General features: G+C 69.7%; 16 protein-coding genes and 3 pseudogenes. 16 read left to right on the forward strand and 3 right to left on the reverse strand.

Annotation, left to right across the window (positions count from 1 at the left end; genetic code table 11):
• Nucleotides 1-717: 717 nt before the first annotated feature.
• Complete coding sequence (locus VXC91_RS18115; protein ID WP_408057407.1) at nt 718-1,629, forward strand: recombinase family protein; 912 nt, start codon at nt 718-720, stop codon at nt 1,627-1,629.
• Here VXC91_RS18115 and VXC91_RS18120 read toward each other — a convergent pair.
• Nucleotides 1,616-1,948, reverse strand: a pseudogene (locus VXC91_RS18120) (hypothetical protein); the annotation flags it as partial. The gene VXC91_RS18115 and the pseudogene VXC91_RS18120 overlap by 14 nt on opposite strands.
• 134 nt (nt 1,949-2,082) lie before the next feature.
• Between VXC91_RS18120 and VXC91_RS18125 the strand changes: the two are divergent.
• The 7 genes from VXC91_RS18125 (at nt 2,083) to VXC91_RS18155 (ending at nt 13,251) form a co-directional block, all read left to right on the forward strand.
• Nucleotides 2,083-4,080, forward strand: a complete 1,998-nt coding sequence (locus VXC91_RS18125) for a DUF4192 family protein (protein WP_408057408.1) — start codon at nt 2,083-2,085, stop codon at nt 4,078-4,080.
• Nucleotides 4,081-4,277: 197 nt separating this feature from the next.
• Complete coding sequence (locus VXC91_RS18130) at nt 4,278-6,404, forward strand: glycogen debranching N-terminal domain-containing protein (protein WP_329508304.1); 2,127 nt, start codon at nt 4,278-4,280, stop codon at nt 6,402-6,404.
• Between the two features lie 131 nt (nt 6,405-6,535).
• Nucleotides 6,536-7,294, forward strand: coding sequence for an NUDIX hydrolase (locus VXC91_RS18135; protein ID WP_329508305.1), 759 nt, complete (start codon nt 6,536-6,538; stop codon nt 7,292-7,294).
• A 121-nt stretch (nt 7,295-7,415) separates the two neighbouring features.
• Entirely contained in the window at nt 7,416-9,161 is a 1,746-nt protein-coding gene (locus VXC91_RS18140) for an ABC transporter ATP-binding protein (protein WP_329508306.1), read from the forward strand.
• Between the two features lie 162 nt (nt 9,162-9,323).
• Nucleotides 9,324-10,211: a FadR/GntR family transcriptional regulator gene (locus VXC91_RS18145; RefSeq protein ID WP_329508307.1), complete on the forward strand. Its 888-nt coding sequence runs from the start codon at nt 9,324-9,326 to the stop codon at nt 10,209-10,211.
• A 558-nt stretch (nt 10,212-10,769) separates the two neighbouring features.
• Nucleotides 10,770-12,311: an RNA polymerase sigma factor gene (locus tag VXC91_RS18150; protein WP_329508308.1), complete on the forward strand. Its 1,542-nt coding sequence runs from the start codon at nt 10,770-10,772 to the stop codon at nt 12,309-12,311.
• Between the two features lie 121 nt (nt 12,312-12,432).
• On the forward strand, nt 12,433-13,251 hold the full coding sequence (locus VXC91_RS18155) for a S1 family peptidase (protein WP_329508309.1): 819 nt from the start codon (nt 12,433-12,435) through the stop codon (nt 13,249-13,251).
• A gap of 208 nt (nt 13,252-13,459) precedes the next feature.
• Here the strand turns inward: VXC91_RS18155 and VXC91_RS18160 are convergent, their stop codons facing one another.
• Nucleotides 13,460-13,690 (reverse strand): DUF7455 domain-containing protein, encoded by a 231-nt coding sequence (locus tag VXC91_RS18160; protein WP_329508310.1) that lies wholly within the window; start codon nt 13,688-13,690, stop codon nt 13,460-13,462.
• Between the two features lie 441 nt (nt 13,691-14,131).
• Here VXC91_RS18160 and VXC91_RS18165 point away from each other — a divergent pair, with 441 nt between their 5' ends.
• The 6 genes and pseudogenes from VXC91_RS18165 to VXC91_RS18190 all read left to right on the forward strand — a co-directional run bounded on the left by VXC91_RS18165 (nt 14,132) and on the right by VXC91_RS18190 (nt 21,265).
• Nucleotides 14,132-16,255 (forward strand): DNA gyrase/topoisomerase IV subunit B, encoded by a 2,124-nt coding sequence (locus VXC91_RS18165; RefSeq protein WP_329508311.1) that lies wholly within the window; start codon nt 14,132-14,134, stop codon nt 16,253-16,255.
• A 451-nt stretch (nt 16,256-16,706) separates the two neighbouring features.
• Complete coding sequence (locus VXC91_RS18170) at nt 16,707-17,231, forward strand: DUF1453 domain-containing protein (protein ID WP_329508312.1); 525 nt, start codon at nt 16,707-16,709, stop codon at nt 17,229-17,231.
• A pseudogene (locus VXC91_RS18175) lies at nt 17,228-18,378 on the forward strand (sensor histidine kinase). The gene VXC91_RS18170 and the pseudogene VXC91_RS18175 overlap by 4 nt, the downstream one beginning before the upstream one ends.
• A gap of 70 nt (nt 18,379-18,448) precedes the next feature.
• Nucleotides 18,449-19,046: pseudogene (locus VXC91_RS18180) on the forward strand (response regulator).
• Between the two features lie 69 nt (nt 19,047-19,115).
• Entirely contained in the window at nt 19,116-19,676 is a 561-nt protein-coding gene (locus VXC91_RS18185) for a DUF485 domain-containing protein (protein ID WP_329508313.1), read from the forward strand.
• The gene (locus VXC91_RS18190) at nt 19,673-21,265 is read left to right on the forward strand and encodes a solute symporter family protein (RefSeq protein WP_329508314.1); all 1,593 of its coding nucleotides are present in this window, start codon (nt 19,673-19,675) and stop codon (nt 21,263-21,265) included. The genes VXC91_RS18185 and VXC91_RS18190 overlap by 4 nt, the downstream gene beginning before the upstream one ends.
• A gap of 52 nt (nt 21,266-21,317) precedes the next feature.
• Here VXC91_RS18190 and VXC91_RS18195 read toward each other — a convergent pair whose 3' ends face one another.
• Entirely contained in the window at nt 21,318-22,010 is a 693-nt protein-coding gene (locus VXC91_RS18195; RefSeq protein ID WP_059132115.1) for a response regulator, read from the reverse strand.
• A 160-nt stretch (nt 22,011-22,170) separates the two neighbouring features.
• Between VXC91_RS18195 and VXC91_RS18200 the strand changes: the two genes are divergently transcribed.
• Together VXC91_RS18200 and VXC91_RS18205 are read left to right on the forward strand one after the other, a co-directional pair.
• Nucleotides 22,171-22,986, forward strand: a complete 816-nt coding sequence (locus VXC91_RS18200; RefSeq protein ID WP_329508315.1) for an ABC transporter ATP-binding protein — start codon at nt 22,171-22,173, stop codon at nt 22,984-22,986.
• Entirely contained in the window at nt 22,976-23,842 is an 867-nt protein-coding gene (locus VXC91_RS18205) for an ABC transporter permease (RefSeq protein ID WP_329508316.1), read from the forward strand. The genes VXC91_RS18200 and VXC91_RS18205 overlap by 11 nt, the downstream gene beginning before the upstream one ends.
• Nucleotides 23,843-23,914: the final 72 nt, after the last annotated feature.

Raw genomic sequence — 23,914 nt, forward strand, 5'->3', positions numbered from 1 at the left:
ATGAAGCAGCGCTTTACCGCGAAACGTCGGCCGCGCCTAATCTCCTGATTTCTGCACCGTGGCCCGGTACGTCAGTGGGCCCTTGAGCGACTGTCGCGGATGCAAGGGCATTTTGCTCGGTGAGGGAAGCTCGTCAGGGAGAGACATGTGTGATTGCTGTGGTCCTGAGTGGAGGCTGTCGAGTTCCTGCAGTGATGGTTGTGACGGCAAGGTGGGTGAGGCCAGCGGTTCTTCGAAGATGCGCGCACTTGTAGCTACGACTCGCCGTGAAGGTGACATACCTGACGGGACGTCAGGTGTCACGTTGTCGAACAGTAACGGGATATCGAAGCTCGAAGTACGTGAGTTCGACCTTCGGCGCGCCCTTCCGGCGGGTGCGTATCGGCGGGCCCTCGAGATTCTCTTCGCTCCTATCCTTGATAGGGATGTGGGCGTAGGATGATCATGAAAGGTATGACCGCTGGTTGCTAAACCTGGCCAAGGCTTTGGGACTCAGGGAGGAGCTGCCGTGCTTCATGCTCGCACTGCTGCCATCGAAACTGCGCGCCGCCAGATAGGTCGGGCGGCGCTCCGGGCAGTCGACTACCTGCGAGTCTCCACTGAGGAGCAGGTCAAGGGGTATGGCATCGCCTACTCCGGTAAGAAGACCTCGCGGTACATAGCCCAAAAGGACTGGGAGCACGTCGGCACCTACAAGACGAAGGCATCTCCGGTGCGTTGGAGGCACACCAGCGCGACGACCTCAACCGGCTCATGGAAGATGCCCGCCGGACCCCGCGTCCCTTCGACATGGTCGTGGTGAACGAGGGTCGAGCCATCGGCCGTACAGGGCGCGCCTTTTGGAAGTGGGTCTGGGAACTCCAGGAACTAGGTATCTTCGTCGCCGTGGTCAAGAAGGACTACGACAACAGCACTCCCGAAGGGGAGAGCAAGATGCGCAAGGACGCCGACTACGCCGAGGACGAGCGCAACATCATCCGGGAGCGCACCCAAGGCGGCCTCCAGGAGAAGGCGGAAGATGGCGGCTACATCGGCGGCAAAGTCCCCTACGGCTATCGCATCACCAACAAAGGCCTCGTCGGCGAAAGCAAGCTGGCCGTGGATGAGTGCGACGATGCCTGTGGCGATGATTGCAACAAGCTCAAGCACGAGGCCGAGAATCTGCGACGCGGCCGGGAACTCATTGTCATCAGGCGGGACTGGCGCAAAGCCGCCATCGCCATGAACTCCGAAGGGTACGCCAAGCGCGATGGCATCCCATGGGGGTACCACAGCCTGCGTCAGCAAGTCCTCAGCCCTATCGTGCTGAAGGCGCGCCAGGTCTTCCGGGGCTCGGCAGGCGTGAAGCGGGGCCGGGACGGAAACCCGATCAATGGTGAGCCTGTCCTGATCAATCTGTCTTCCATCTTCACCCCCGCCGAGATCAAGGAGTTGAAAGCTGCCGCCAAGCGCCCGGTGCGACGATCGCCCCAGAGGCGGATCTACACGCTCTCCGGGCGCATCGTGAGCCCCTGCGGCCAGCGATACGTAGGAGGCGGAAAGTCTCGGCGGGAGAAGCAGTACAGGTGCCGTGGGCGTATCGAGAAGTTCGCCACGGCAGGTACATGCGATGGCGCGGCGAGACGATGACCGTGGGGCCCGCGCCACGCTCGCGCAACAGGGCGGTCGCGACGAAGTACACCGCGGACTTGCCCCAGCCCGTGCGCTGCACGACCAGGGCTCTGCGCCCGCGCTCCACGAGGGCCTCGATGGCGCTCCACTGGTCCTCGCGCAGCCGGGCCTCGCCGGTCGGGGCCCCGACGAGCCGGGCGAGCACGGCGTCGGCGGCCGCCCGCAGCTCGCCCTCGGCCCCGGCTGGTGCGCTCGTGTCCAGGGGAGCGGTGCCCGGTGCGCCTGTCGGCGTGGACGAGGTTTCGTGGGCCGTGCGGCGCGGGTGTTCGTCGGTCATGGCGTCCATGCAACCCGATCGGTCCGACATAGCGCGAACGGGCCTCACGACCTGTGGACAACTCCTGGCGTGCTCATGGCCGGGGTTATCCACAGGGTGATACGGAATCACAAGATCCGCGAGATCGTCGCGGCATGACGAACCACGACGAAGCGGCCGGCTCCTCCGGCATCGGTGACATGGGCGCATCCGCACACGCCGGCGGCGAGCCCTCAGCACGCAAAGGACACCGTCCTATGGCGGGATCCTGCGGCGAGACCCAGGTCACACTGCGTTCCCCGGCCGAGCTGGCCGATGCGCTGCCCTATCTGCTGGGGTACCGCCCCGAGGACAGCCTCGTGCTGGTCGCCCTGCACGAGTGTGAGATGCGAGGGAGGTTCGGCGGGCGGGCACGGCTGGGCATCCCCGCCCGTCCTGACGACTGGCCCTCCGCGGCCCAGCAGTTGGCGCACGGCCTGGTCAACGGCAGCCGGCGCAGAGGGTCCCGGCCCGCGAGCATGATCGCCTACCTCGTCCAGGAACCGGCGAGCGGTGAGACGGGCCGCGACGTGATGGAACGCCTGCGGCCGCTCGCCCAGTCGCTGCGCACGGCCTGCGGCAGCCTCGACGTTCCGGTCGTGGAGGCCCTGTGCATCTCCGACGGCCGGTTCTGGTCGTACTGCTGCGCGAGTCCGGCCTGCTGTCCACCCGAGGGACGACAAATGGGCCTTCCCGGCACCTCGGTTCTTGCCGCCGCCGCGACCTATGCGGGTGTTCAGGTGCGCGGCAGTCTCAAGGAGTTCAGGGCTCGGCTCAGTCCTTGGGAGACGTCCGAGGTGCTCGACCAGGAGGCCGCGCTGGACGCCGCGAGCGTGGCGCTCGTCCCGAGGATTCTCAACGGCGACACCCGTGACGATGTCGCCACCGAAACGCTTGCACTGGCCGAGCGGGTCATGGCCCGTCTCGCCGAGGTCCCGACCGTCGCCGCCACCCGGGTGGCGGACCGTCGCGACGACGAACTGCTCGGGTACGACGAGGCCGCGGCCATGATCCTCGGCTTGCAGGACCGTACGACCCGAGACCGTGCCGCTGCGTGGATGGAGGGTCCGGAGGCCGCGGTGGCCCTGCGGCTGTGGCGTGGTTTGGCCCGCCGCTGCGTCGGGGCCTACGGCGAGCACGCCGCCGCGCCGCTGACGCTGGCCGGATGGGTCGCCTGGTCGACCGGCGACGAGCTCGAGGCCCGCGAGGCCCTCGCCATGGCCCTGGGCGCGGACCCGGACTATCTCTTCGCCCGTCTCTTGCATCAGGCATGCAACGACGGCTTGGACCCGGAGACCGTCCGCCGTTGTCTGCGGACGGAGCGCACGGATCACGGGAGCAAGGGGGGTACGGACCCCGCGGCGCCGGACGGCGGGTGCGCGCCGTCACACGGTCCGGCGCCGGCCCGAGGGCGCACCGTGGGGGACGACCGTCCTGCGGCACCGGCCGGGACTTCTGACGACTCGCCTGTGGAGTGGCCGGTGCCCGTCACCGATGACGGGTGTCCGTCCGACGATCCGTCCGGTGAATGGCTGATGGCTGTCACGGAGGACGAGACCCCGCCCGACGGCTGTCCTGTGGATCGGCCTGGTGACGCGGGTGCGCCGCGCGACGGTGGCTCGGAGGTTCCCACCCCTGCGAAGCCCGTGACCGACGGCCGCTCGGCGGATTCGTCCGGCCAGCCTTCGCCCGCCCGGGGCTTTGCGGCTCCCCCTGGCGGAGAAGCGTCGCCCGATGGCCGGCTCGGTGTTCCTGCGGGCGCGACTGCGCCGGCGGACGGTTTCAGGGCAGCCGTCGATCGGGTCGGGCCCCCGGCCGACGACACCTCGGCCTCGGTCGATCCGGTGGCCGTGCACCCCGGCGCGCCGCAGGCGGCGACGGCCGCGCGACCACCCCGTGCCATCGCCACTCCCCGCCGGCGCCACAAGGCGCGTCCGGCGAGCAGAGGCAGCCGGTCCAGCCGTCGTTCCAGCAGGGCGGCCCAGGACCGTCGCCGGCGCCCGGCCGACGCACCGACCAGCAGTGACGGGCCACGACGGGCAGCGGACAGCGCTGTCGGCCAGTCAGGGGTCCACCGCGCTGGGGGCCGGTGTGTGAGGGGGAAGACCACGTGAGCGTGTTCGGCGCTCGGACCTACCGCCGTTCGGTCGGCTTCCCGTTCGCAGGCGTGACCCGGGAAAAGCCCCTCCCGTTCACGTGTGTGGCGGAAACCGTGCTCGGGCCGCCCCGCCGTAGGACGCACCACCCTCCCGAGCACCCACCCGGCGCCCGCCGCCTCCCAGGGCGCGCCGAGCGGAGAGGAAACCGTCTCATGCCCCTGCACACACCCCATTTCGCCCACGACGGCGACCGACCTCCCCGCAATGGCCACTCGACGCCCAAGCCTCCGAAAGGTGTGCCACCGGTTCCGCCCCGCGGGCCCGGTGGGGCGCCGCCTGTCCCGCGCGGCAACCGGACGCAGGCGACCGCCCCGCATCTGCCCCGCCGCGTCGCCGAACTGCCACCTGCCCATAGCGCCCTGATCTGCGTCGCCCTTCCCGGGCTGGTGATCTCCACGGACCAGGGGCAGCTGACAGGACGGGGACTGGAGGGGTTCTACCGCGCGGGCCGCCGCGTGCTGTCCCGCTGCCAGGTGCGAGTGGCGGGTCGGGAGCCGCTGGCCGTGCAGGCCTGCATGATCGGGGCCGACTGCGCGCGGTTCGTGGGGACGGTGCACGCGGCCCCGGACGTGGGCCCGGACCCGGACGTCGTCGTGGAGCGCCTGAGGTCCGCTGACGGTACCGAACGGATCATCCTGCACAGCGCGGCCTCGCGCCCGCTGCGTCTACCCGTGGAGGTGTCCCTCGCCACGGACCTCGCCGAGCTGGCCGCCGTCGCCTCGGGCAATTCCGGACCCGAACTGTCCGCCACCGTGCATGACTCCGGGCTGCGTTGGTCGTGCGACAAGGGCGACTGCGCGGTCATGGCAGCCCCGCCGCCCGCCGATGCCCTCGCCTCCGCCGGGCTTCTGCGCTGGGAGATGGAGCTGCCGCCCGGCGGGACACGGAGCGTGGAACTGCGACTGCGGCCGGACGGCGCGGCACCGGTCCGGGCGGTGGGACACGGTGCGACGAGCCCGTTCGCCGAGGCCCGGGCCGCCGGGGACGACCCGAGGGTCCAGCCGCTGCTGCGCACCTGCGTCGAAGACCTTCAGGCCCTGCTCCTGCGTGACCTCGCCCGCCCGTCCGACGTCCATCTCGCAGCGGGAGCACCCTGGCGCTGCGGACCGGCACCCGCCGACTGCCTGGCGGCGGCGCGGATGACGCTGCCCCTGGGCACCCGGCTCGCCGCGGGTACCTTGCGGATCCTGGCCCGTACCCAACTCGCCGGCCCGGGCCTGCGCTCGGGCATGATCCCGGGCCCTCGCCGCGACGCGGGTAGGCACGTTCCGCCGGGCTGCACGGGTACCGATGCCACCTTGCTCTTCCCCGTCCTTCTCGCGGAGGCCTGGCGATGGGGACTTCCGGAGCGGGAGGCGCAGGAGCTGCTGCCCGTGGCCGAGAACTGTCTGCGGTGGCTGCGCACCACCGTCGGCGACGGCGTCTACCTCCCCGACCCCCAGCCGCACGGACCACTGCGCTGTGAGACGCAGGCGCATGCGCACCGGGCGGCCGTGCTCGGTGCCGATCTCCTTCATGCGTGGGGGCGGCCGGGAGGCCCCGAGCTGCGCGAATGGGCCGAGGAACTGCGCGGCGCGTTCTGCGCGGACTTCTGGATCGAGGGCCAGGCGGGCGGCAGACCTGCCGCCGCCCGCACCCGGGACGGACGCCTGGTGCCGCACCTCGGGGCCGGTGCCGCCCATCTCCTCGACACCGGCCTGCTCGGCTCGGGTGCCCTGGCGCCCGGCCTGCTCGACAAGGTACGCACGGAGCAACTCGCGCGGCTGCTCGGCGATCCGGTCATGGACTCGGGATGGGGACTGCGTGGCCTCGGCGCGACGGAGGCGGCGTACAACCCGTTCGGACACCGCGGCGGCGCGGTGCGTGTCCAGGAGACGGCGGTCGCCGTGGCGGGACTGGCCGCCGCCGGGCATGAGAAGGAGGCGAGCGCACTGCTGGTCGGGATGCTCTCGGCGGCGGAGGAGTTCGGGTACCGGCTGCCCGAGATGTTCGCGGGCGAACCGCGCGTGGAGGGGGTTGCACCCCTGCCGCATCCGGCGGCCTGCCGTCCCGCCGCCACGGCGGCCGCGGCCGGAGTCCTGCTCCTGACCGCGCTCGCCGGTATCCGCCCGGACGCGCCGGCCCGGACGGTGACCCTGTGCCCGGTCCGCAGCGCACCGCTGGGCGAGATCGTCCTGACGGGACTCAGAGTCGCCGGTGCCCCCTTCTCCGTGCGTGTCGGCCGGCTCGGCCTCGCCACGGTGGAGGAGGCCGCCGACGGATTGCAGCTGGGGGTGTGAGCTCGGGCGACGTGCCACGGGAGGGCGAATGGCTCCCGCCGCAGAGACGCATCGATGACAGAAGTGGATCAGCTGTGGAAGCGGTCGCCGAAGGGAGTGTTTATCGTCAAGCAGACGACTATGATCGCGGCATGCCCTACGACCCGTCAGCCTTTCCGCCCTTCGCCGTCACCGTGGACCTGGTCGTGCTGACCGTGCGCCGTCATTCCCTTTGCGCGCTGGCGGTCCGCAGGGGCGAGCCGCCGTTCCAGGGCCGATGGGCGCTTCCTGGCGGCTTCGTACGGGCGGACGAGGATCTGGCGCAGGCTGCGGCACGTGAACTGACCGAGGAGACGGGGCTGTGTGCCCATGACCCCCAGGCGCCGGCCCACGACAACGGCGCTCACCTGGAGCAGCTGGCGACGTACGGTGACCCGAAGCGCGACCCGCGGATGAGAGTGGTCAGTGTGGCTCACCTCGCGCTCGCTCCCGACCTGCCCGCGCCGCGGGCCGGCGGCGATGCCCACAGCGCACGCTGGGCGCCCGTGGAGGAGCTGCTGCAGCAGGGCGGCTACGGCAGGGACGGGGAGCAGGCGGCGCCGCTCGCCTTCGATCACGCGCAGATTCTGGCCGACGGTGTCGAGCGTGCCCGTTCCAAGATCGAGTACTCCTCGCTGGCCACTGCGTTCTGTCCATCCGAGTTCACCGTCGGCGAGCTGCGCCGGGTGTACGAGGCCGTCTGGGGCGTGGCCCTCGACCCCCGCAACTTCCACCGCAAGGTGACCGGTACTCCCGGGTTTCTCGTGCCCACGGGCGGCACGACGACCAGGCAGGGCGGCCGTCCGGCGCAGCTCTTCCGCGCGGGCGGGGCCACTCTGCTCAACCCGCCGATGCTGCGCCCCGAGGTCTGACCACCGCCTGAGCACCGTCCGCACGGCAGGTCGCCGCGGACACACGTCCTATTCGGGAGTCGGCGCCGGACCGCCGCCAGGGTGACCCAAAAAACGGACATATCGCGCTATCTTGCTTCAGGTGATCCAGGCGATCGGACTGACCAGCAATCCCCGCACGGACGTTCCGCCCGCCGTCGACGACGTGTCCTTCGAGGCGCATGCGGGCCATGTCACCGCGCTCCTCGGAGCCTCCGGTGCAGGCAAGACGACTGCCCTCAGGCTGATGCTCGAACTCCAACCGGGCCGCGGTATCACCTACTTCCGGGGACGTCCGCTGCACCGCATCGCCCATCCGCAGCGCGAGGTGGGCGTGCTCCTCGGCGACGTCCCCGGCCATCCCGCGCGTACCGTGCGTGGACAACTGCGCATGCTGTGCTGTGCCGCGGGCGTGCCCGTCCACCACGCGGACGAGGTCCTCGAAAGGGTCGGACTCGTCAGCCTGGGTCACGAGCGACTGGGCATGCTCTCGCGCGGAATGGATCGCCGTCTCGGTCTCGCCTGCGCTCTGCTCGGCGACCCGCACACGCTCGTGGTCGACGATCCCGTCCACGGGCTCTCCGCCCGCGAAGGCCGCTGGCTGCACGGCGTTCTGCGCGCACACGCCGCCCAGGGCGGCACCGTCCTGTTCGCCACGGGCGACCCCAAGGAAGCCGCCCGTACGGCCGACCACGTCGTCACGCTCGACGAGGGCCGGCTCGTCGCCGACCAGACGGCCGCCGAGTTCGCCCGCACCCGGCTGCGACCCCGCGTGGCCGTTCGCAGCCCGCACGCCGCACGTCTTGGAAACCTCCTCACCAAGGAGGCGAGAGCGGCCCGGCGTTCGGTGGAAGTCGTCCACGAGGACGGCAACCGGCTGTCGGTGTACGGCAGTACGTGCGCCGAGGTCGGGGAGGCCGCATTCCGGCACGGCATCCTCGTGCACCAACTGGCCGACGAAATCGGCGACATGGGTCCGCCCGCCGACGCGGACGCAACAACGGCGGTATCGCCCTCGATGAAGACGCCGGAGCCGGGCGACCTGCCCGCGTCGCCGCCGCCCGTGAGTGTCCGTGCCGCCCCCAACCCTCTGCGCCCACTGCGCTACGAACTGCACCGCACCGTCGGTGTCGCCACGACCCACCTCGTCGCGGCCGCCGCGCTCGTCGCCTCCGTTCTCGTCTCCGTATTCCTCGCCCGCATCGGACATACCCCGCCGCACCGCGTGACGGCAGCTTGGCCACAGGAGCTTCCCCTGCCGCCCGCGGCGCTCGGTGCGGGATTGCTCGGCGCCCTGGCTTTCGGAGACGAGTTCCGTCACCCCGCGCTCTCCGCGCACCGCGGGACCGTCCCACGCCGGCTGGGGCTGCTCGCCGCGAAACTCGTCGTCGCCGGGGCCATTGCGCTGATCCTGGCTGTCCTCGCGGTCGCCCTCGACTTCGAGGTCCTCACCGTCGTCTTCGGGGGAGAGGTCGCCAGGGTTCCGGCTGACCGGTTCGCCCTCTTCGTGAGTTGGTGCGGCCTCGTCGTGGGGTGCGCCTGGGCCGGAGTGCTGGCCGCGGGGATCTTCCGGTCCACGATCGCCGGAGTGGTCGTGGTGCTCGCGGTGCCCGTCCTTGTCGTACCCGTCCTGCAGCAGGTGCTGGAGAGGCCGTCCGTGGGGACCACGGCGGGCCTCGTCGCCCGTGTGCGGGGGCTCTCGCCGCTGCAGTGGCCCTTGGGTGGTGAGCGGTATCTGGCCGCCGCGGTGCATGTGGTCGCCCAACCCGTCGGCGGTGCACTGGCCTTGTCCCTGACCGCGCTGCTCTGCGCATATCTGCTCACAGTGCTGCGCGGCGGGGCCCGATGACAACCGTGTGTGCCCATCCCGGCCCGCCGTGCACGCAACTCCCCGGAAAGTGCCCATTTCTTTCCGATAAGGCGTCAATTGCGACGGGGTGAGCGATCACCCTTTCGTGTGCTTTTCACCAAAGACCTCAAGGCAGTTGGAGAGGGCGCCGACAAAGGATCCGTGAGTACCCTTGCGCACACCATGATGACCGCCGCCCGCTCCGCAGACTCCGGCCTTGCCGGACCGGGCGAACTCGACCGCTACCCCTACGCCGAGGCGCCCGCCGCCGACCGCGCCGGCACGCCCTCCTGGGAGGGTGCGGACCCTGAACTGGGTCGCGTCGGCCGACGCGCCGCGGGCAGCCGTGGACGCGGACTGCACGGCCAACTCGTCCAGCAGCTCGGCCAGATGATCGTCTCCGGCGACCTGGGCGCCGACCGCCCACTGGTGCCGGAGGAGATCGGTCAGCGATTCGAGGTGTCCCGCACCGTCGTCCGTGAGTCGCTGCGCGTCCTCGAGGCGAAAGGCCTGGTCAGCGCACGACCGAACGTCGGTACGCGTGTGCGTCCCGTGAGTGACTGGAACCTCCTCGACCCGGACATCATCGAGTGGCGGGCCTTCGGGCCCCAGCGCGACGACCAGCGCCGCGAACTCTGCGAGCTGAGGTGGACCATCGAGCCGCTCGCCGCGCGCCTCGCCGCAGGTCACGGCCGTGAGGAGGTCCAGCAGCGGCTCGGCGACATGGTCGAGATCATGGGACACGCCATGGGCCAGGGCGACTCCCTGACGTTCTCGCGTGCCGACGCGGAGTTCCACTCGCTGCTCATTCAGGTCGCCGGCAACAGGATGCTGGAGCACCTCTCGGGGATCGTTTCAGCAGCCCTCCAGGTCTCCGGCGGCCCGGTCACCGGCTGCGACCGCCCGAACGACACCTCCCTGACCCAGCACGCCCGCATCGTCGACGCGCTCGCGTCGGGCGACGGGGCGGCCGCCGAAGGCGCCATGCGTCAACTGCTCACCGTCCACCCCGAGGTGGAGCGCGTGGTTCCCGCGCCGCGGGAACACTGACCGCAGTACCGCGTGCGGTACGACCGGGCATGGGTGCCCCGTCGTACGGCACCGGGGCCTGCGGTCGACGGCCGTGCAGCGCCGTTCACCCGCCGTCGGACTCCGTCGGATCCTCCCGGGACCCGGCGGAGTCCGACGGGGACGGACGGCGCCGCCGGTTCCGGTGGGCAACTCCGTCATGGACGACTTGGAGCCGGTCGCGGGTGTCGGAGCCGTCACGGATCCCCTGTGCCGATCCGGGATTCCGGGACATGGCAGGAACCGGCCGTCGGCGGTCGACCGCCGGGACGACGTCGACTGACTATCTCTGCCCGTATCTGGACGTTTTTGAGCGGTTACGGGGTGTGATCCGGGCCACGCGGATTAGGCGTAACGCTTCGGGGCACTATGCGATGACCTAAGAGGTGACAGCCGAGGAGGGAATACGGACGCCGTTCACGGCGCTGTCCATCTCCCCGGCCCCCACCCGCGCCGTCGGCCCATCCCCAAGCCGGCGGTCGGCTCCTGTCCTCGTGGACGGGGCCGGAAGCCGTTTTCCAACGTTCCGAGAGGTTGTTCGTGTCGGCCAGCACATCCCGTACGCTCCCGCCGGAGATCGCCGAGTCCGTCTCTGTCATGGCTCTCATTGAGCGGGGAAAGGCTGAGGGGCAGATCGCCGGCGACGATGTGCGTCGGGCCTTCGAAGCTGACCAGATCCCGGCCACTCAGTGGAAAAACGTACTGCGCAGCCTCAACCAGATCCTCGAGGAAGAGGGTGTGACGCTGATGGTCAGTGCCGCAGAGCCCAAGCGCACCCGCAAGAGCGTCGCAGCGAAGAGTCCGGCCAAGCGCACGGCCACAAAGACCGTCGCGGCGAAGACGGCGAGCGCGACGAAGGCTACCGCTCCAGCCGCTCCGGCCGTGCCGGTCTCCGACGACCCGGCTGAGGAAGCGCCGGTCAAGAAGGCCGCTGCCAAGAAGGCGACGACCGCCAAGAAGGCCGTCGCGAAGAAGGCCGTCGCCAAGAAGACGGCGGCCAAGAAGACGACGACCGACAAGAAGGACGACGCCGAGCTGGTCGAGGAGGAAGTCGTCCTCGAGGAGACCCCCGGCAAGCCCGGCGAGGAGCCCGAGGGCACCGAGAACGCCGGATTCGTTCTGTCCGACGAGGACGAGGATGACGCGCCCGCGCAGCAGGTCGCTGCGGCTGGCGCGACCGCCGACCCGGTCAAGGACTACCTGAAGCAGATCGGCAAGGTTCCGCTGCTCAACGCCGAGCAGGAGGTCGAGCTCGCCAAGCGAATCGAGGCCGGGCTGTTCGCCGAGGACAAGCTGGCCAACGCGGACAAGCTCGCCCCCAAGCTCAAGCGTGAGCTGGAGATCATCGCCGAGGACGGCCGACGCGCCAAGAACCACCTCCTGGAGGCGAACCTCCGTCTGGTGGTCTCCCTGGCCAAGCGCTACACCGGCCGCGGCATGCTCTTCCTGGACCTGATCCAGGAAGGCAACCTCGGTCTGATCCGTGCGGTCGAGAAGTTCGACTACACCAAGGGCTACAAGTTCTCCACGTACGCCACCTGGTGGATCCGTCAGGCGATCACCCGTGCCATGGCCGACCAGGCCCGCACCATCCGTATCCCGGTGCACATGGTCGAGGTCATCAACAAGCTGGCCCGTGTCCAGCGGCAGATGCTCCAGGACCTGGGCCGCGAGCCCACCCCGGAGGAGCTGGCCAAGGAGCTGGACATGACCCCGGAGAAGGTCATCGAGGTCCAGAAGTACGGTCGCGAGCCCATCTCCCTGCACACCCCGCTCGGTGAGGACGGCGACAGCGAGTTCGGTGACCTCATCGAGGACTCCGAGGCCGTCGTTCCCGCGGACGCGGTCAGCTTCACGCTCCTTCAGGAGCAGCTGCACTCCGTGCTCGACACTCTCTCGGAGCGCGAGGCGGGCGTCGTCTCCATGCGTTTCGGTCTCACCGACGGTCAGCCGAAGACCCTCGACGAGATCGGCAAGGTCTACGGCGTCACCCGTGAGCGGATCCGCCAGATCGAGTCCAAGACGATGTCGAAGCTGCGTCACCCGTCGCGCTCGCAGGTGCTGCGCGACTACCTCGACTGAGCCTCGGCCGTAGTCCCTTGAGGGGCCGGTTCCCGTGGGAACCGGCCCCTCTGCGTGTGCGCGTCGTAGCCGACTGGATCACTGTGGGTGTTCTACGACCATCCGACAGTGAGGAGTGCCCATGCGTCGCCACCTTGCCCGAGCCCTGGCCGTGGGAGTTGCAGCAGCCCTGATACCGCTGGTGTCCCCGGCCTCGGCGACGGCGGACAACGTCGTCATCGGAGGCTTCCCGGTCGACATCTCACAGAGCCCGTGGACCGTCGCACTCTCCAGCCGTGACCGGTTTGGTGGTACACGCGCGGGGCAGTTCTGCGGAGGAGTGGCGGTGGATCGTGCCAGGGTCCTGACCGCCGCTCACTGTATGAGCGCGGCCGTCCTGGGAGCACCACCGGGACAAGTGCGGGACCTGAAGGTCATCGCGGGTCGTACCGACCTGATGTCCAGCCAGGGCAAGGAGATCCCGGTGACCGCCACATGGGTCAATCCGATGTTCAACAGCCTCACGAACGTCGGTGACTTCGCGGTGCTCACCCTCGCCTCTCCGCTGCCGGCGAGTTCGGTCATCCGCATGGCGGCGGCCGGCGATCCGGCCTATCAGCCGGGGACGGCGGCGACGGTGTACGGCTGGGGTGACGCCACCGGAGATGCGGACTACGTGCGCAGTCTGCGGGGCGCGAACCTGCAGGTACTGCCGGACAATGCCTGCGAGCGGGCCTATCCCGGCGGTCTGGAGGGGAAGTACCAGGCTGCTTCCATGCTGTGCGCCGGCCAGCCCCAGGGTGGTCACGACGCCTGCCAGGGGGACAGCGGGGGACCGCTGGTCGCCATGGGGCGTCTGATCGGTCTGGTGTCCTGGGGGAACGGCTGCGGACAGCCCGGCAGCCCCGGGGTCTACACGCGCGTTTCGGAGGTCGTCAGAACGCTGAACGGCGGCCGATGACGGTGATCCGCTTCCCGGGGTCCTGTCGCGCATGCTGACGGGCGTCACGCAATGGACCGGGTGCGTGCGGCACGGCGGGCGGACCCGGTGCGCCCCACGGCGCCGCTCGGAAGCGCCCTACGAGTACGGGCGGCCACTCCTCGTGATCGGAGTGGCCGCCCGTTTCACCGGCCTCGGCGCCGGTGGCGGCTCGTCGGGACGCTAGGTGTCAGCGTTCCTCGTCGGAGGCGTTTGCCGGAACGGAGGTGAGGCGCTCCGTCTCGTCCTGTATCTCAGCGGCGATCTTCTTGAGTTCCGGCTCGAACTTGCGGCCGTGGTGGGCGCAGAAGAGCAGTTCTCCGCCGCTCAGGAGGACGACGCGCACGTACGCCTGGGCGCCGCAACGGTCGCAGCGGTCAGCGGCCGTCAGCGGGCTCGCGGGGGTCAGAACAGTAGTCACGTCGCCTCTTCTCTAGCTCGACGAGCTGTCGTACCAGCGTCAACATCCAACCAGGCCGAAAACGTTCCCGCTCGCGGCTTATCCTCGAAAATTTCTTTCCGAGCCGGCTGTCTGCTGCCGGTTGGCGGCGAATGTGCCGTATTACGTCTGTATGTCGTACGGGTTCGCGCTGTCTATCGGTGGTCGCGTCCTCCCGGCGGCGTTGCCGGTTGTGGATGAGGACGTGCCCCGAGGCTAAATGGTTCATGCCTCGAAGGGAACGTGATATGTACTTCACCCCCACCATATGTCGAACGTGCGTGCGACTCTGGACTAGTCTGAGTTCACGACGAGGGTGGCGTTACAACGGCTCTACCAGGCCTCGGTACCCTCGGACCGGTGACCGAAGCCGGCCCGCTACCCCATGGGGCCCCATCTGAAATTCAGCGAGGAGCGAACCGCGTGACCGCCGATACGTCCGTGCCGTCCACAGCGCTGCTGACAGGAGCAGACCGCGACGGTTCCAACTACACCGCGCGGCACCTCCTGGTCCTCGAAGGTCTCGAGGCCGTGCGGAAGCGCCCCGGCATGTACATCGGTTCGACCGACAGCCGGGGTCTGAGCCACTGTCTCTGGGAGATCATCGACAACTCCGTCGACGAAGCCCTGGGCGGTTACGGCGACCACATCGAGGTGATCCTGCACGACGACGGCTCGGTGGAGGTCAGGGACAACGGCCGTGGCATTCCGGTCGACGTGGAACCCAAGACCCGCCTGTCCGGTGTCGAGGTCGTGATGACCAAGCTGCACGCGGGCGGCAAGTTCGGCGGAGGCTCCTACGCGGCCTCCGGTGGTCTGCACGGCGTCGGCGCATCCGTGGTGAACGCCCTTTCCGCGCGCCTGGACGTCGAGGTCGACCGTGGCGGCCACACGCATGCGATCAGCTTCCGGCGCGGTGTACCGGGCGCCTTCGCCGGCGACGGCCCGAACGCGAAGTTCGAGGCCAAGAGCGGACTGCTCAAGGCAAAGAAGATCCCCAAGACCCGCACCGGCACGCGCGTACGCTACTGGGCCGACCGCCAGATCTTCCTCAAGGACGCCAAGCTCTCCCTGGAGACGCTGCACCAGCGCGCCCGCCAGACGGCCTTCCTGGTGCCGGGGCTGACCATCGTCGTCCGCGACGAGTACGGGCTCGGCGAGGGCGGGAGCAAGGGCGAGGAGTCCTTCCGCTTCGACGGCGGCATCAGCGAGTTCTGCGAGTACCTGGCGAGCGACAAGCCGGTCTGTGACGTCCTGCGCTTCTCCGGACAGGGCACCTTCAAGGAGACGGTCCCCGTCCTGGACGACCACGGCCAGATGACGCCCACCGAGGTCACCCGGGAGCTGGGTGTCGACGTGGCGCTGCGCTGGGGCACCGGGTACGACACGACGCTCAGGTCGTTCGTCAACATCATCGCCACTCCCAAGGGCGGCACCCATGTCGCCGGCTTCGAGCAGGCGGTCACCAAGACGCTGAACGACGTGCTGCGTGCCAAGAAGCTGCTGCGCGTCGCCGAGGACGACATCGTCAAGGACGACGCCCTGGAGGGGCTCACCGCGGTCGTGACCGTGCGCCTGGCCGAACCGCAGTTCGAGGGCCAGACCAAGGAGGTCCTCGGCACGTCCGCGGCCCGCCGGATCGTGACGAACGTGGTCTCCGCGGAGCTCAAGGCGTTCCTGACCTCCACGAAGCGGGACGCCGCCCAGCAGGCCCGCGTCGTTCTGGAAAAGGCCGTGGCCGCGGCCCGTACGCGCATCGCCGCCCGCCAGCACAAGGACGCGCAGCGCCGCAAGACGGCCCTGGAGTCCTCGTCGCTGCCCGCGAAGCTCGCCGACTGCCGCAGCGACGACGTCGACCGCAGCGAGCTGTTCATCGTCGAGGGCGACTCCGCGCTGGGTACGGCCAAGCTCGCGCGGAACTCCGAGTTCCAGGCGCTCCTGCCCATCCGCGGCAAGATCCTGAACGTCCAGAAGTCGTCCGTGACGGACATGCTCAAGAACGCCGAGTGCGGTGCGATCATCCAGGTGATAGGGGCCGGATCGGGCAGGACCTTCGACATCGACGCGGCACGCTACGGCAAGATCATCATGATGACCGACGCCGATGTGGACGGCTCCCATATCCGCACCCTGCTGCTGACGCTGTTCCACCGCTACATGCGGCCCATGGTCGAGTCCGGGCGGGTGTTCGCCGCGGTACCGCCGCTGCACCGCATCGAGATCGTCCAGCCGAAGAAGGGCCAGGACAAGTACGTCTACACGTACTCCGACCGCGAGCTGCGCGACAAGCTCCTGGAACTCCAGAGCAAGGGCGTCCGGTACAAGGATTCCATCCAGCGGTACAAGGGCCTGGGTGAGATGGACGCCGACCAGCTGGCCGAGACGACGATGGACCCGCGTCACCGCACCCTGCGCCGGATCAACCTGTCCGACCTGGAGTCCGCCGAGCAGGTGTTCGACCTGCTGATGGGCAACGACGTGGCACCGCGCAAGGAGTTCATCTCCAGCTCGGCGGCGACGCTGGACCGGTCGCGCATCGACGCGTAGCCGCCGCGCCGCTACGGCTCCGGCAGGACGTGAGCCGAGAGCGCCTGGCCGGGGGGCGCCCCCCGGCCAGGGCCCAGGATCCGGTGGGCCGAGCGTGAGATCGGGGCCGTGTTCCGACCGGAGGCAAGACGGTTTCCGGGGCGGCCCGGCGTGCGCGGGGGGCCTCCGGACGGCCAGTTTTGGTCTGCCGGGGTGGGTTGCACAGCCCGTCGTGCGAACCGGCCGCGCGTGACCGGCTGCCTCCCGTCGCGTCCGCGAAGGCCTGGGGTACGCCGCTGCGACGGGCAGTGCTCGAGGCACGCCTCCACCCATGGGTGGAGAGAGCGGGCGGTGCCGGTTCCACCCACGATCCACCCTGGCTCCGATCTGCCGACCTGGCGATTTCCGTAGCGTCGAAGGCGCCGACAGCAGCCGCTGTCGGCCTCTTTCCTTCTCGCTCACGGAGCCTGTGATGTCCGGGCTGGTCAACGCGTTGGTGATCGTGGCCGTGGTCGTCCTGGTGATCGTGCGTCAGTTCCGGGCACACCGGATCGACGCCGACCGGCGCTGGTGGCTCGTACCCGCGGTCCTCACCGTTCTCGCGTTGCGCCGGCCCGGCATGCTCGATCCCCATCACCCCACCGAGTCCGCCCTGCTGCTCGGCGCCGAGGTGCTGATCGGCCTGGCGACCGGGGCCGGCTGGGCCTGGACCACCCGGATATGGGTGGAGGCGGACGGTGCCGCGTGGAGCAGGAGCACCAAGGCCAGCGTGAGCGTCTGGATCGGCGGCATCGCCCTGCGCGTCGGCCTCTTCGCGGTCGGGGCATCGCTGGGCGTCCACCAGGACAGCTCCGCCCTCCTGCTCGCCCTGGCGGGCACGCCGCTGGTGCGCTCCGGGCTCCTGGTCTGGCGGGTGCGGTTCCTCGTCTCCGTTGACCGACCGGCCACGGCGTACGGTGACGGCATGCCCCGGCCCGCACAGAAGGAGCGTGTGTGACGGACAACGTGTGGACGCGCTGGCCCTCGCGCGAGGCAATGTCCCGCAGGGGAGTCTCCGGTGCCCGGCGTGCGCTCGGCTGTGGTGCGGACGGCTCTTCGCCCTCGGCATGCTCCTGTGGACGACCTTCGCCGGCGGCCGTCTGCATGCGTGGGGCGAGGCCACGGCGGCAGCCGGGGTCCTGGTGTGCGGAGTGGCGGACTGGGCCTTCTTCCGGACCACACTGCGCAATCGGCTGCTGCCCTCGGTCGTCCTGCTCGCGGTGCTCCTGGGGCTGGCACTCGTGGGGCACCTCGCGGGGCTGGGTATCCCGGCCCTCGTGCTCTGGTGCGCGTGCGCCGTCGCCGCCATGGAACAGCCGCTCGTCGCGGCGATACCCGCCGCCGGCGTAGGGTTGGGGGCGTACGCCGCGGTCAACAATGACGCCTGGCTGACCACGGCGGTCACCACGGTCGGAATCGCCCTCGCGGGCTACGTCCTGCGCCTCGACGCGGAGGCGCGGGGCGGTGCCCTGCGGCTGCTCGCCCAGGAGCGGGCCGCACGAGCGGCCGAGGCCGAATCGGCGGCCCTGGCGGAGCGGGCCCGGATCGCCCGGGACATCCACGACGTACTGGCACACAGTCTCTCCGCGCAGCTGGTGCATCTGGAGGCGGCCCGGCTGCTGATCGAGTCGGGGGCCGAGCGTGACAAGATCCTTGAGCGGGTCGTGTCCGCCCGGGGGATGGCGCGGGAGGGACTCGCCGAGACCCGGCAGGCGCTCTCGGCGCTGCGCGGCGAGATGTCCCCGCTCGAGGACTTCCTGAGTGAGCTCGTCGCCATGGCGGACGGTGCGGACGTCACCGTATCGGGTGAGCGCAAACCGTTGCCCGCCGAAGCCTCGCAGGCGGTCCGCAGGGTCGCCCAGGAGGCCATGACGAACGTCCGCAAACATGCCCCCGGCGCCAAGGTGCACATTCGGCTGGAGTACGCCGAGCATCAAGTGATGCTGGACGTACGGGACTCGGGTGGATCGCCGGGCGAGTTGACCGGCACGGGGGCCGGGTACGGTCTGCTGGGCATGCGGGAGCGCGCCGAGTTGCTGGGCGGCTCGCTGGATGCCGGGCCCGGCGAGGAGGGTTTCGTGGTGACGTTGAAGGTGCCGGTATGACGGAGGAGGGCGGCAAGCCGGCCGGGTCGTGGTGGCGGACGACCAGACGGTGGTGCGCGAGGGCATCGTGATGCTGCTGGGGCTGCTTCCCGGCGTCGAGGTGGTCGGTGCCGCCGGAGACGGGGAGGAGGCGGTGAAGCTCGTCGCCGAGCTCGCTCCGGACGTGGTGCTGATGGACCTGCGCATGCCGCGCTGCGACGGCGTCGAGGCGACGCGGCGCATCCGTACCGAGCACCCTGGTACCCAGGTCGTCGTGCTCACCACCTACGCGGACGACGAGTCGCTGTTCCCGGCGCTGAGAGCAGGGGCACGCGGCTATCTCACCAAGGACGGGCGGCGACGAGATCGTGCGGGCCGTGCGGAGCGTGCTGTCCGGGGACGCGGGGCTCTCCCCGAGCATCCAGCGACGGCTGCTGGAGCGGCTGTCGGAGCCCGGGCGGGAGCCGCCCGCGGAGGCGCCGGACGGGCTCACCGCACGGGAGACGGAGGTGCTCGTGCTGATCGCCGAGGGGCTGACCAACCAGGAGATCGCCCGCAGACTGCATGTCTCCACGGCCACCGTGAAGACCCACATCAACAATCTCTTCGCCAAGACCGGGCTCAAGGACCGCGCCGGGGCGGTGCGTTACGCGTATGCAAACGGGCTGGTGCGGCCGCCCTCGCGGTGAATCACCTGATGGGGTGAAGAGCGCGGAGAAGGAGAGCCGGGGATCTTTCCGATCTGTCCATCCTTGGGCATGAAGTCAAGCAATGGTCGTCCCAGCGGAGACGGGGGCGGTCCCGAGAGTCCGGTCGAGAAGCACGAAGGCCGTGACGCGGCCCCCACGGCCATGGGGGCGGCCGGACACATGCGGCACGACGACCCCTGGTACGACGCGCTCGCTTCCGGTTGGGGGGAACTGGACGGGACGGGCGCGCCCGCTCCCGTGGTGCCGCCCGCGCGGCGCGAGGATGGGGCTTCCCGTGCGGCGCAGGTGTATCTGGAGGTGCAGCGCAGTGCGGCTTTCCAGGAGGTGCGCAGCCGGTACCGGAGGTTCGTGATCCCGGGGATCGTGGCGGCCTTCTCCTGGTACCTGGGCTATGTGGTGGCCGCGCAGACGGCGCCGGGGCTGATGGCCCGGCCGGTGGCGGGCGCCGTGAACGTGGCGATGCTGGCGGGACTCGGACAGTTCCTGACGACGTTTGTGCTCACCTGGGCGTACGCGCGGCACGCCCGGTTGCATCGGGACCGGGCTGCCCTCGATCTGCGCTGGGACACCCAGGAGTTGACCCGAGGGCTCAGGGGCGGCGAGTCGTGAGCGAGCACCATCAGGCACTGGCGCTGGTGCTGTTCAGCGTGTTCGTCGCGATCACACTGGCGATCACCACGTGGGTGAGCCGCAACCGGCAGGGGTCGGCGGAGGAGTTCTACGCGGGCGGGCGATTGTTCTCGCCGATGGAGAATGGTTGTGCCATCGCAGGCGACTACATGTCGGCGGCCTCCTTCCTGGGCGTCACCGGGCTGATCGCTCTCTTCGGGTACGACGGGATGCTCTATGTGGTGGGCTTCCTCGTCGCCTGGCTCGTGGTGCTCTTCTTCGTCGCCGAACTGGTGCGCAACTGCGGGCGGTTCACACTCGCGGACGTCATCGCGGCAAGGATGAGCGAGCGGCCGGTGCGGATCGCGGTGGGGACGTCCTCCGTCACCGTGTCCGTGCTGTACCTGGTGGCGCAGATGGTGGGAGCGGGCAGCCTGGTCGCGCTGCTGTTCGGCGGAACGAGCGCCGCGGCGCGTTCCTGGACTGTGATCGTCGTCGGCGCGCTGATGGTGATCTATGTGTCCTTGGGCGGGATGCGGGCCACCACCTGGATCCAGATCGTCAAGGCCGTGCTGCTGCTCGGCGGCGCGATGGCGCTGACCGTGCTCGTCCTGTTGCGCTTCCACGGGGACGTCGACTCATTGCTGCGGACGGCGGCGGAGCGCAGCGGGCACGGTGAGGCTTTTCTCGCGCCGGGGCTGAAGTACGGCGGGACCTGGACCGCGCGTATCGACTTCGTCAGCCTGGGCCTGGCACTGGTGCTGGGCACGGCCGGACTGCCACACATCCTGTCCCGCTTCTACACCGTTCCCACCGCCCGGGCCGCCCGTCGCTCCGTCGTCTGGTCGGTCGGGCTCATCGGCGGTTTCTACCTGATGACGATCGTGCTGGGCTTCGGCGCGGCAGCCGTCGTCGGACCGGACGCCGTACGGGAGTCGAATGCGGCCGGGAACACGGCGGTGCCGCTGCTGGCGCTGAAACTGGGCGGCGGAGCGGAATCGACCGGCGGAACGGTCTTGTTCGCGATGGTCGCCGCGATCGCCTTCGCCACGATCCTCGCGGTCGTCGCCGGTATCACCCTGGCGTCCTCGGCGGCTGTCGCGCACGACCTGTACGCATCACTGCGGCGTCGTCGCACCAGGGCGCGCAGCGAGGTGGCCGTGGCACGGGTCGCAGCCGTCGGTATCGGTGTGGTCGCGATCGCGCTCGGGCTGCTGGCCCGTGACCTCAACGTGGCCTTTCTGGTGGGGCTCGCCTTCGCCGTCTCCGCGTCCGCGAACCTGCCGGCGCTGATCTGCTCGCTCTTCTGGCGCGGCTTCACGACACGCGGCGCCGTGTGGGCGGTCTACGGCGGTCTGCTGCCCGCTCTCGTGCTCGTGCTGCTGTCGCCGGTCGTCTCGGGCAGTCCCGAATCGCTGTTCCCCGCCGTCGACTTCCAGTACTTCCCGCTGCAGAACCCCGGCATCGTCTCCATCCCGCTCGGCTTTCTCGCGGGCTGGCTCGGCACGGTCACCTCCGGGGAACAGCCGGACGAGGCCAAGCACGCGGAGACCGAGGTGCGGTCGCTGACGGGTGCGGGGGCGGTCTGACCCGCTGGTACCACGCTGTGGTGCGCGGGCCGCACGGCCCGCGCACCCTCTGCTACGGCGCCACCCACGCGTACCGGTGTTCGGGCCGCCCCGTGTCGCCGTACTTCAGGGAGAGCCGCAGTCGGCCCACCTGCTCGAGGCGGCGCAGATAGCGCTGGGCGGTGGAGCGGCTCAACCCCGTCCGCGCGGCCACCTCATGGGCCGAGAGCGGCCGGCCGGACCGGTGCAGTACATCGCATATGAGGTCCGTGGTCGGCTCGGAGTGGCCGCTGGGCAGCCCGGGTGAGGAGGACGCCGGCGTGGTGCGCAGGGCGCCGAAGATGCGGTCGACCTGTTCCTGGCCGGCCACCCCCCGGCCGCCGACGCGGTCGACCGTCCGGCGCAGGGCGGCATACGAGTCCAGGCGTGTGCGCAGGGCCGTGAAAGTGAACGGCTTCACCAGGTAGTGCAGTGCGCCCAGACGCATCGCGGCCTGCACCGTGGCCACGTCGCCGGCCGCCGTGATCATGATGACGTCGGTGCCATGGCCTTGCTCCCGCATCCGGTGGACCAGTTCGAGCCCCGTTTGATCGGGCAGGTAGTGGTCGAGCAGAACCAGGTCGATCGTGGCGCGCTCCACCGCGGCCAGCGCCTGGGCGGCACTGTGCGCGCGGGAGGCGACCCGGAAGCCGGGAACCTTTCCGACATACTTGGCGTTGATCTCGGCGACACGGAAGTCGTCGTCCACGATCAGGACGTTTATCATCGGGCCTCTCTCCCTCAAGGCCAGGCGAGCGTTAAGCCCGTGTTTCGGCTCCGCAGTTGTAGCGCGAGCAAAATGAGCACAACAGACTCTTGCAAGCAGAAGTAGGTCTTGCGCCCAGAAGACTGCTGCCGCGGTGTCCACGACATCTACGGTCCCGGCCATGAGCGCAGACACCAGCCCCGCCATCGAGCTACGGGGCGCGAGCAAGACCTTCCGGACCCCGTCAGGGGGTCTGCACACGGCCGTCAGGGGGCTTGATCTGACCGTCGGCCGCGGTGAGTTCGTCGCCGTCGTCGGACCCACCGGTTGCGGCAAGTCGACGACCTTGACGCTGGTCAGCGGGCTGGAGGAGCCCACCGAGGGCGAGGTGCTGGTGGCCGGCGCGCCGGTGGCGGGAGTCGGGGACAAGGTCGGCTTCGTCTTCCAGCAGGACGCCACGTTTCCCTGGCGCACGGTTCTGTCCAACGTCATGGCGGGCCCCCGCTTTCGTGGTGTGCCCAAGGCGGAGGCGAAGCAGAAGGCGCGCGAGTGGCTGGCACGGGTCGGGCTCGCGGCCTTCGAGGACCGCTACCCGCATCAGCTCTCCGGTGGCCAGCGCAAGCGTGTCGCTCTCGCCGCCACTTTTGTCAACGACCCCGAGATCCTGCTGATGGACGAGCCGTTCTCGGCGCTCGACGTGCAGACCAGGGCGCTGATGTCGGACGAGCTGCTGGAGCTGTGGGAGGGCACGGGCGCCTCGGTCGTCTTCGTCACCCACGACCTGGAGGAGTCGATCGCGCTGGCCGACAAGGTCGTCGTGATGACCGCCGGACCCGCGACCGTGAAGCACATCTTCGACATCGACCTGCCGCGGCCGCGCAAGGTGGAATCGGTGCGACTGGAACCGCGGTTCATCGAGATCTACCGCGAGATCTGGGAGTCCCTCGGCGAAGAGGTCCGCATCACGCGCGAAAGGGGTGCCGCCCATGTCGCCTGAGGTCATCTCCGCGTCGGCTCCCGTGGACACCTCCAAGCAGCCCGGCCGTGCCGAGTCCCGGGCGCGTGCCGCCCGCAGGCGCAAGGCCGTCGTCCTGGTCGCGCGTGTGCTGCTGCTGGTGGCCGTGCTCGGCCTCTGGGAGGCGCTGTCCCGGGCCAAGGTCATCGATCCGTTCAACTTCTCGATGCCTTCGAAGGTATGGGACCAGATCTACACCTGGATCACCCACGGCACCGCGCTCGGCTCGCTCGGCGAGCAGATCTGGGTCACGCTCCAGGAGGCGCTGCTCGGCTGGGTCATCGGTGTGGCGGCCGGTGTGGTGTTCGGTATCGCGCTGGGGAGGATCGCCTTCCTCGCCGATGTCCTTGGTCCATACATCAAGGTGCTCAACTCCATACCCAGGATCGTCCTTGCCCCGATCTTCGTGATCTGGTTCGGACTCGGCCCGTCCTCCAAGATCGCCTCGGCTGTCGTCCTGGTCTTCTTCCCGGTCTTCTTCAACGCCTTCCAGGGCGCCCGCGAGGTCGACCGCAACCTGGTCTCCAACGCCCGCATCCTGGGCGCCAGCGACCGGCGGGTGACGCTTCAGGTCGTCATTCCGTCGGCCACCTCATGGATCTTCACCAGTCTCCATGTCAGCTTCGGCTTCGCGCTGATCGGCGCCATCGTCGGCGAGTACATCGGCGCCACCAAGGGTGTAGGCCTGCTCGTCGCACAGTCCCAGGGCACCTTCAACGCGGCCGGTGTGTATGCCGCGATGGTCATCCTCGCGGTCGTCGCGCTGGTGGCCGAAGGGCTGCTCACCTTCGCCGAGCGCCGCATCTTCCGCTGGAAGGCGACGGATTCCGGGCATTGACCGGCCCCTCGGGCGCTCGTCGGGGGCGGCCGCCGGCCCCTACACGCACCACCTCTTCCCGCACAGCCATCT

Source organism: Streptomyces chiangmaiensis (assembly GCF_036281785.1).
Lineage (GTDB): Bacteria > Actinomycetota > Actinomycetes > Streptomycetales > Streptomycetaceae > Streptomyces > Streptomyces chiangmaiensis.

Excerpts from the sequence above, each read along its gene's own strand:
- VXC91_RS18170 (WP_329508312.1), top strand. The coding sequence starts at position 16,707 with ATGTCCGGGCTGGTCAACGCGTTGGTGATCGTGGCCGTGGTCGTCCTG.
- VXC91_RS18125 (WP_408057408.1), top strand. The coding sequence starts at position 2,083 with ATGACGAACCACGACGAAGCGGCCGGCTCCTCCGGCATCGGTGACATG.
- VXC91_RS18135 (WP_329508305.1), top strand. The coding sequence starts at position 6,536 with ATGCCCTACGACCCGTCAGCCTTTCCGCCCTTCGCCGTCACCGTGGAC.
- VXC91_RS18185 (WP_329508313.1), top strand. The coding sequence starts at position 19,116 with ATGAAGTCAAGCAATGGTCGTCCCAGCGGAGACGGGGGCGGTCCCGAG.
- VXC91_RS18205 (WP_329508316.1), top strand. The coding sequence starts at position 22,976 with ATGTCGCCTGAGGTCATCTCCGCGTCGGCTCCCGTGGACACCTCCAAG.
- VXC91_RS18200 (WP_329508315.1), top strand. The coding sequence starts at position 22,171 with ATGAGCGCAGACACCAGCCCCGCCATCGAGCTACGGGGCGCGAGCAAG.
- VXC91_RS18155 (WP_329508309.1), top strand. The coding sequence starts at position 12,433 with ATGCGTCGCCACCTTGCCCGAGCCCTGGCCGTGGGAGTTGCAGCAGCC.
- VXC91_RS18195 (WP_059132115.1), bottom strand. The coding sequence starts at position 22,010 with ATGATAAACGTCCTGATCGTGGACGACGACTTCCGTGTCGCCGAGATC.
- VXC91_RS18130 (WP_329508304.1), top strand. The coding sequence starts at position 4,278 with ATGCCCCTGCACACACCCCATTTCGCCCACGACGGCGACCGACCTCCC.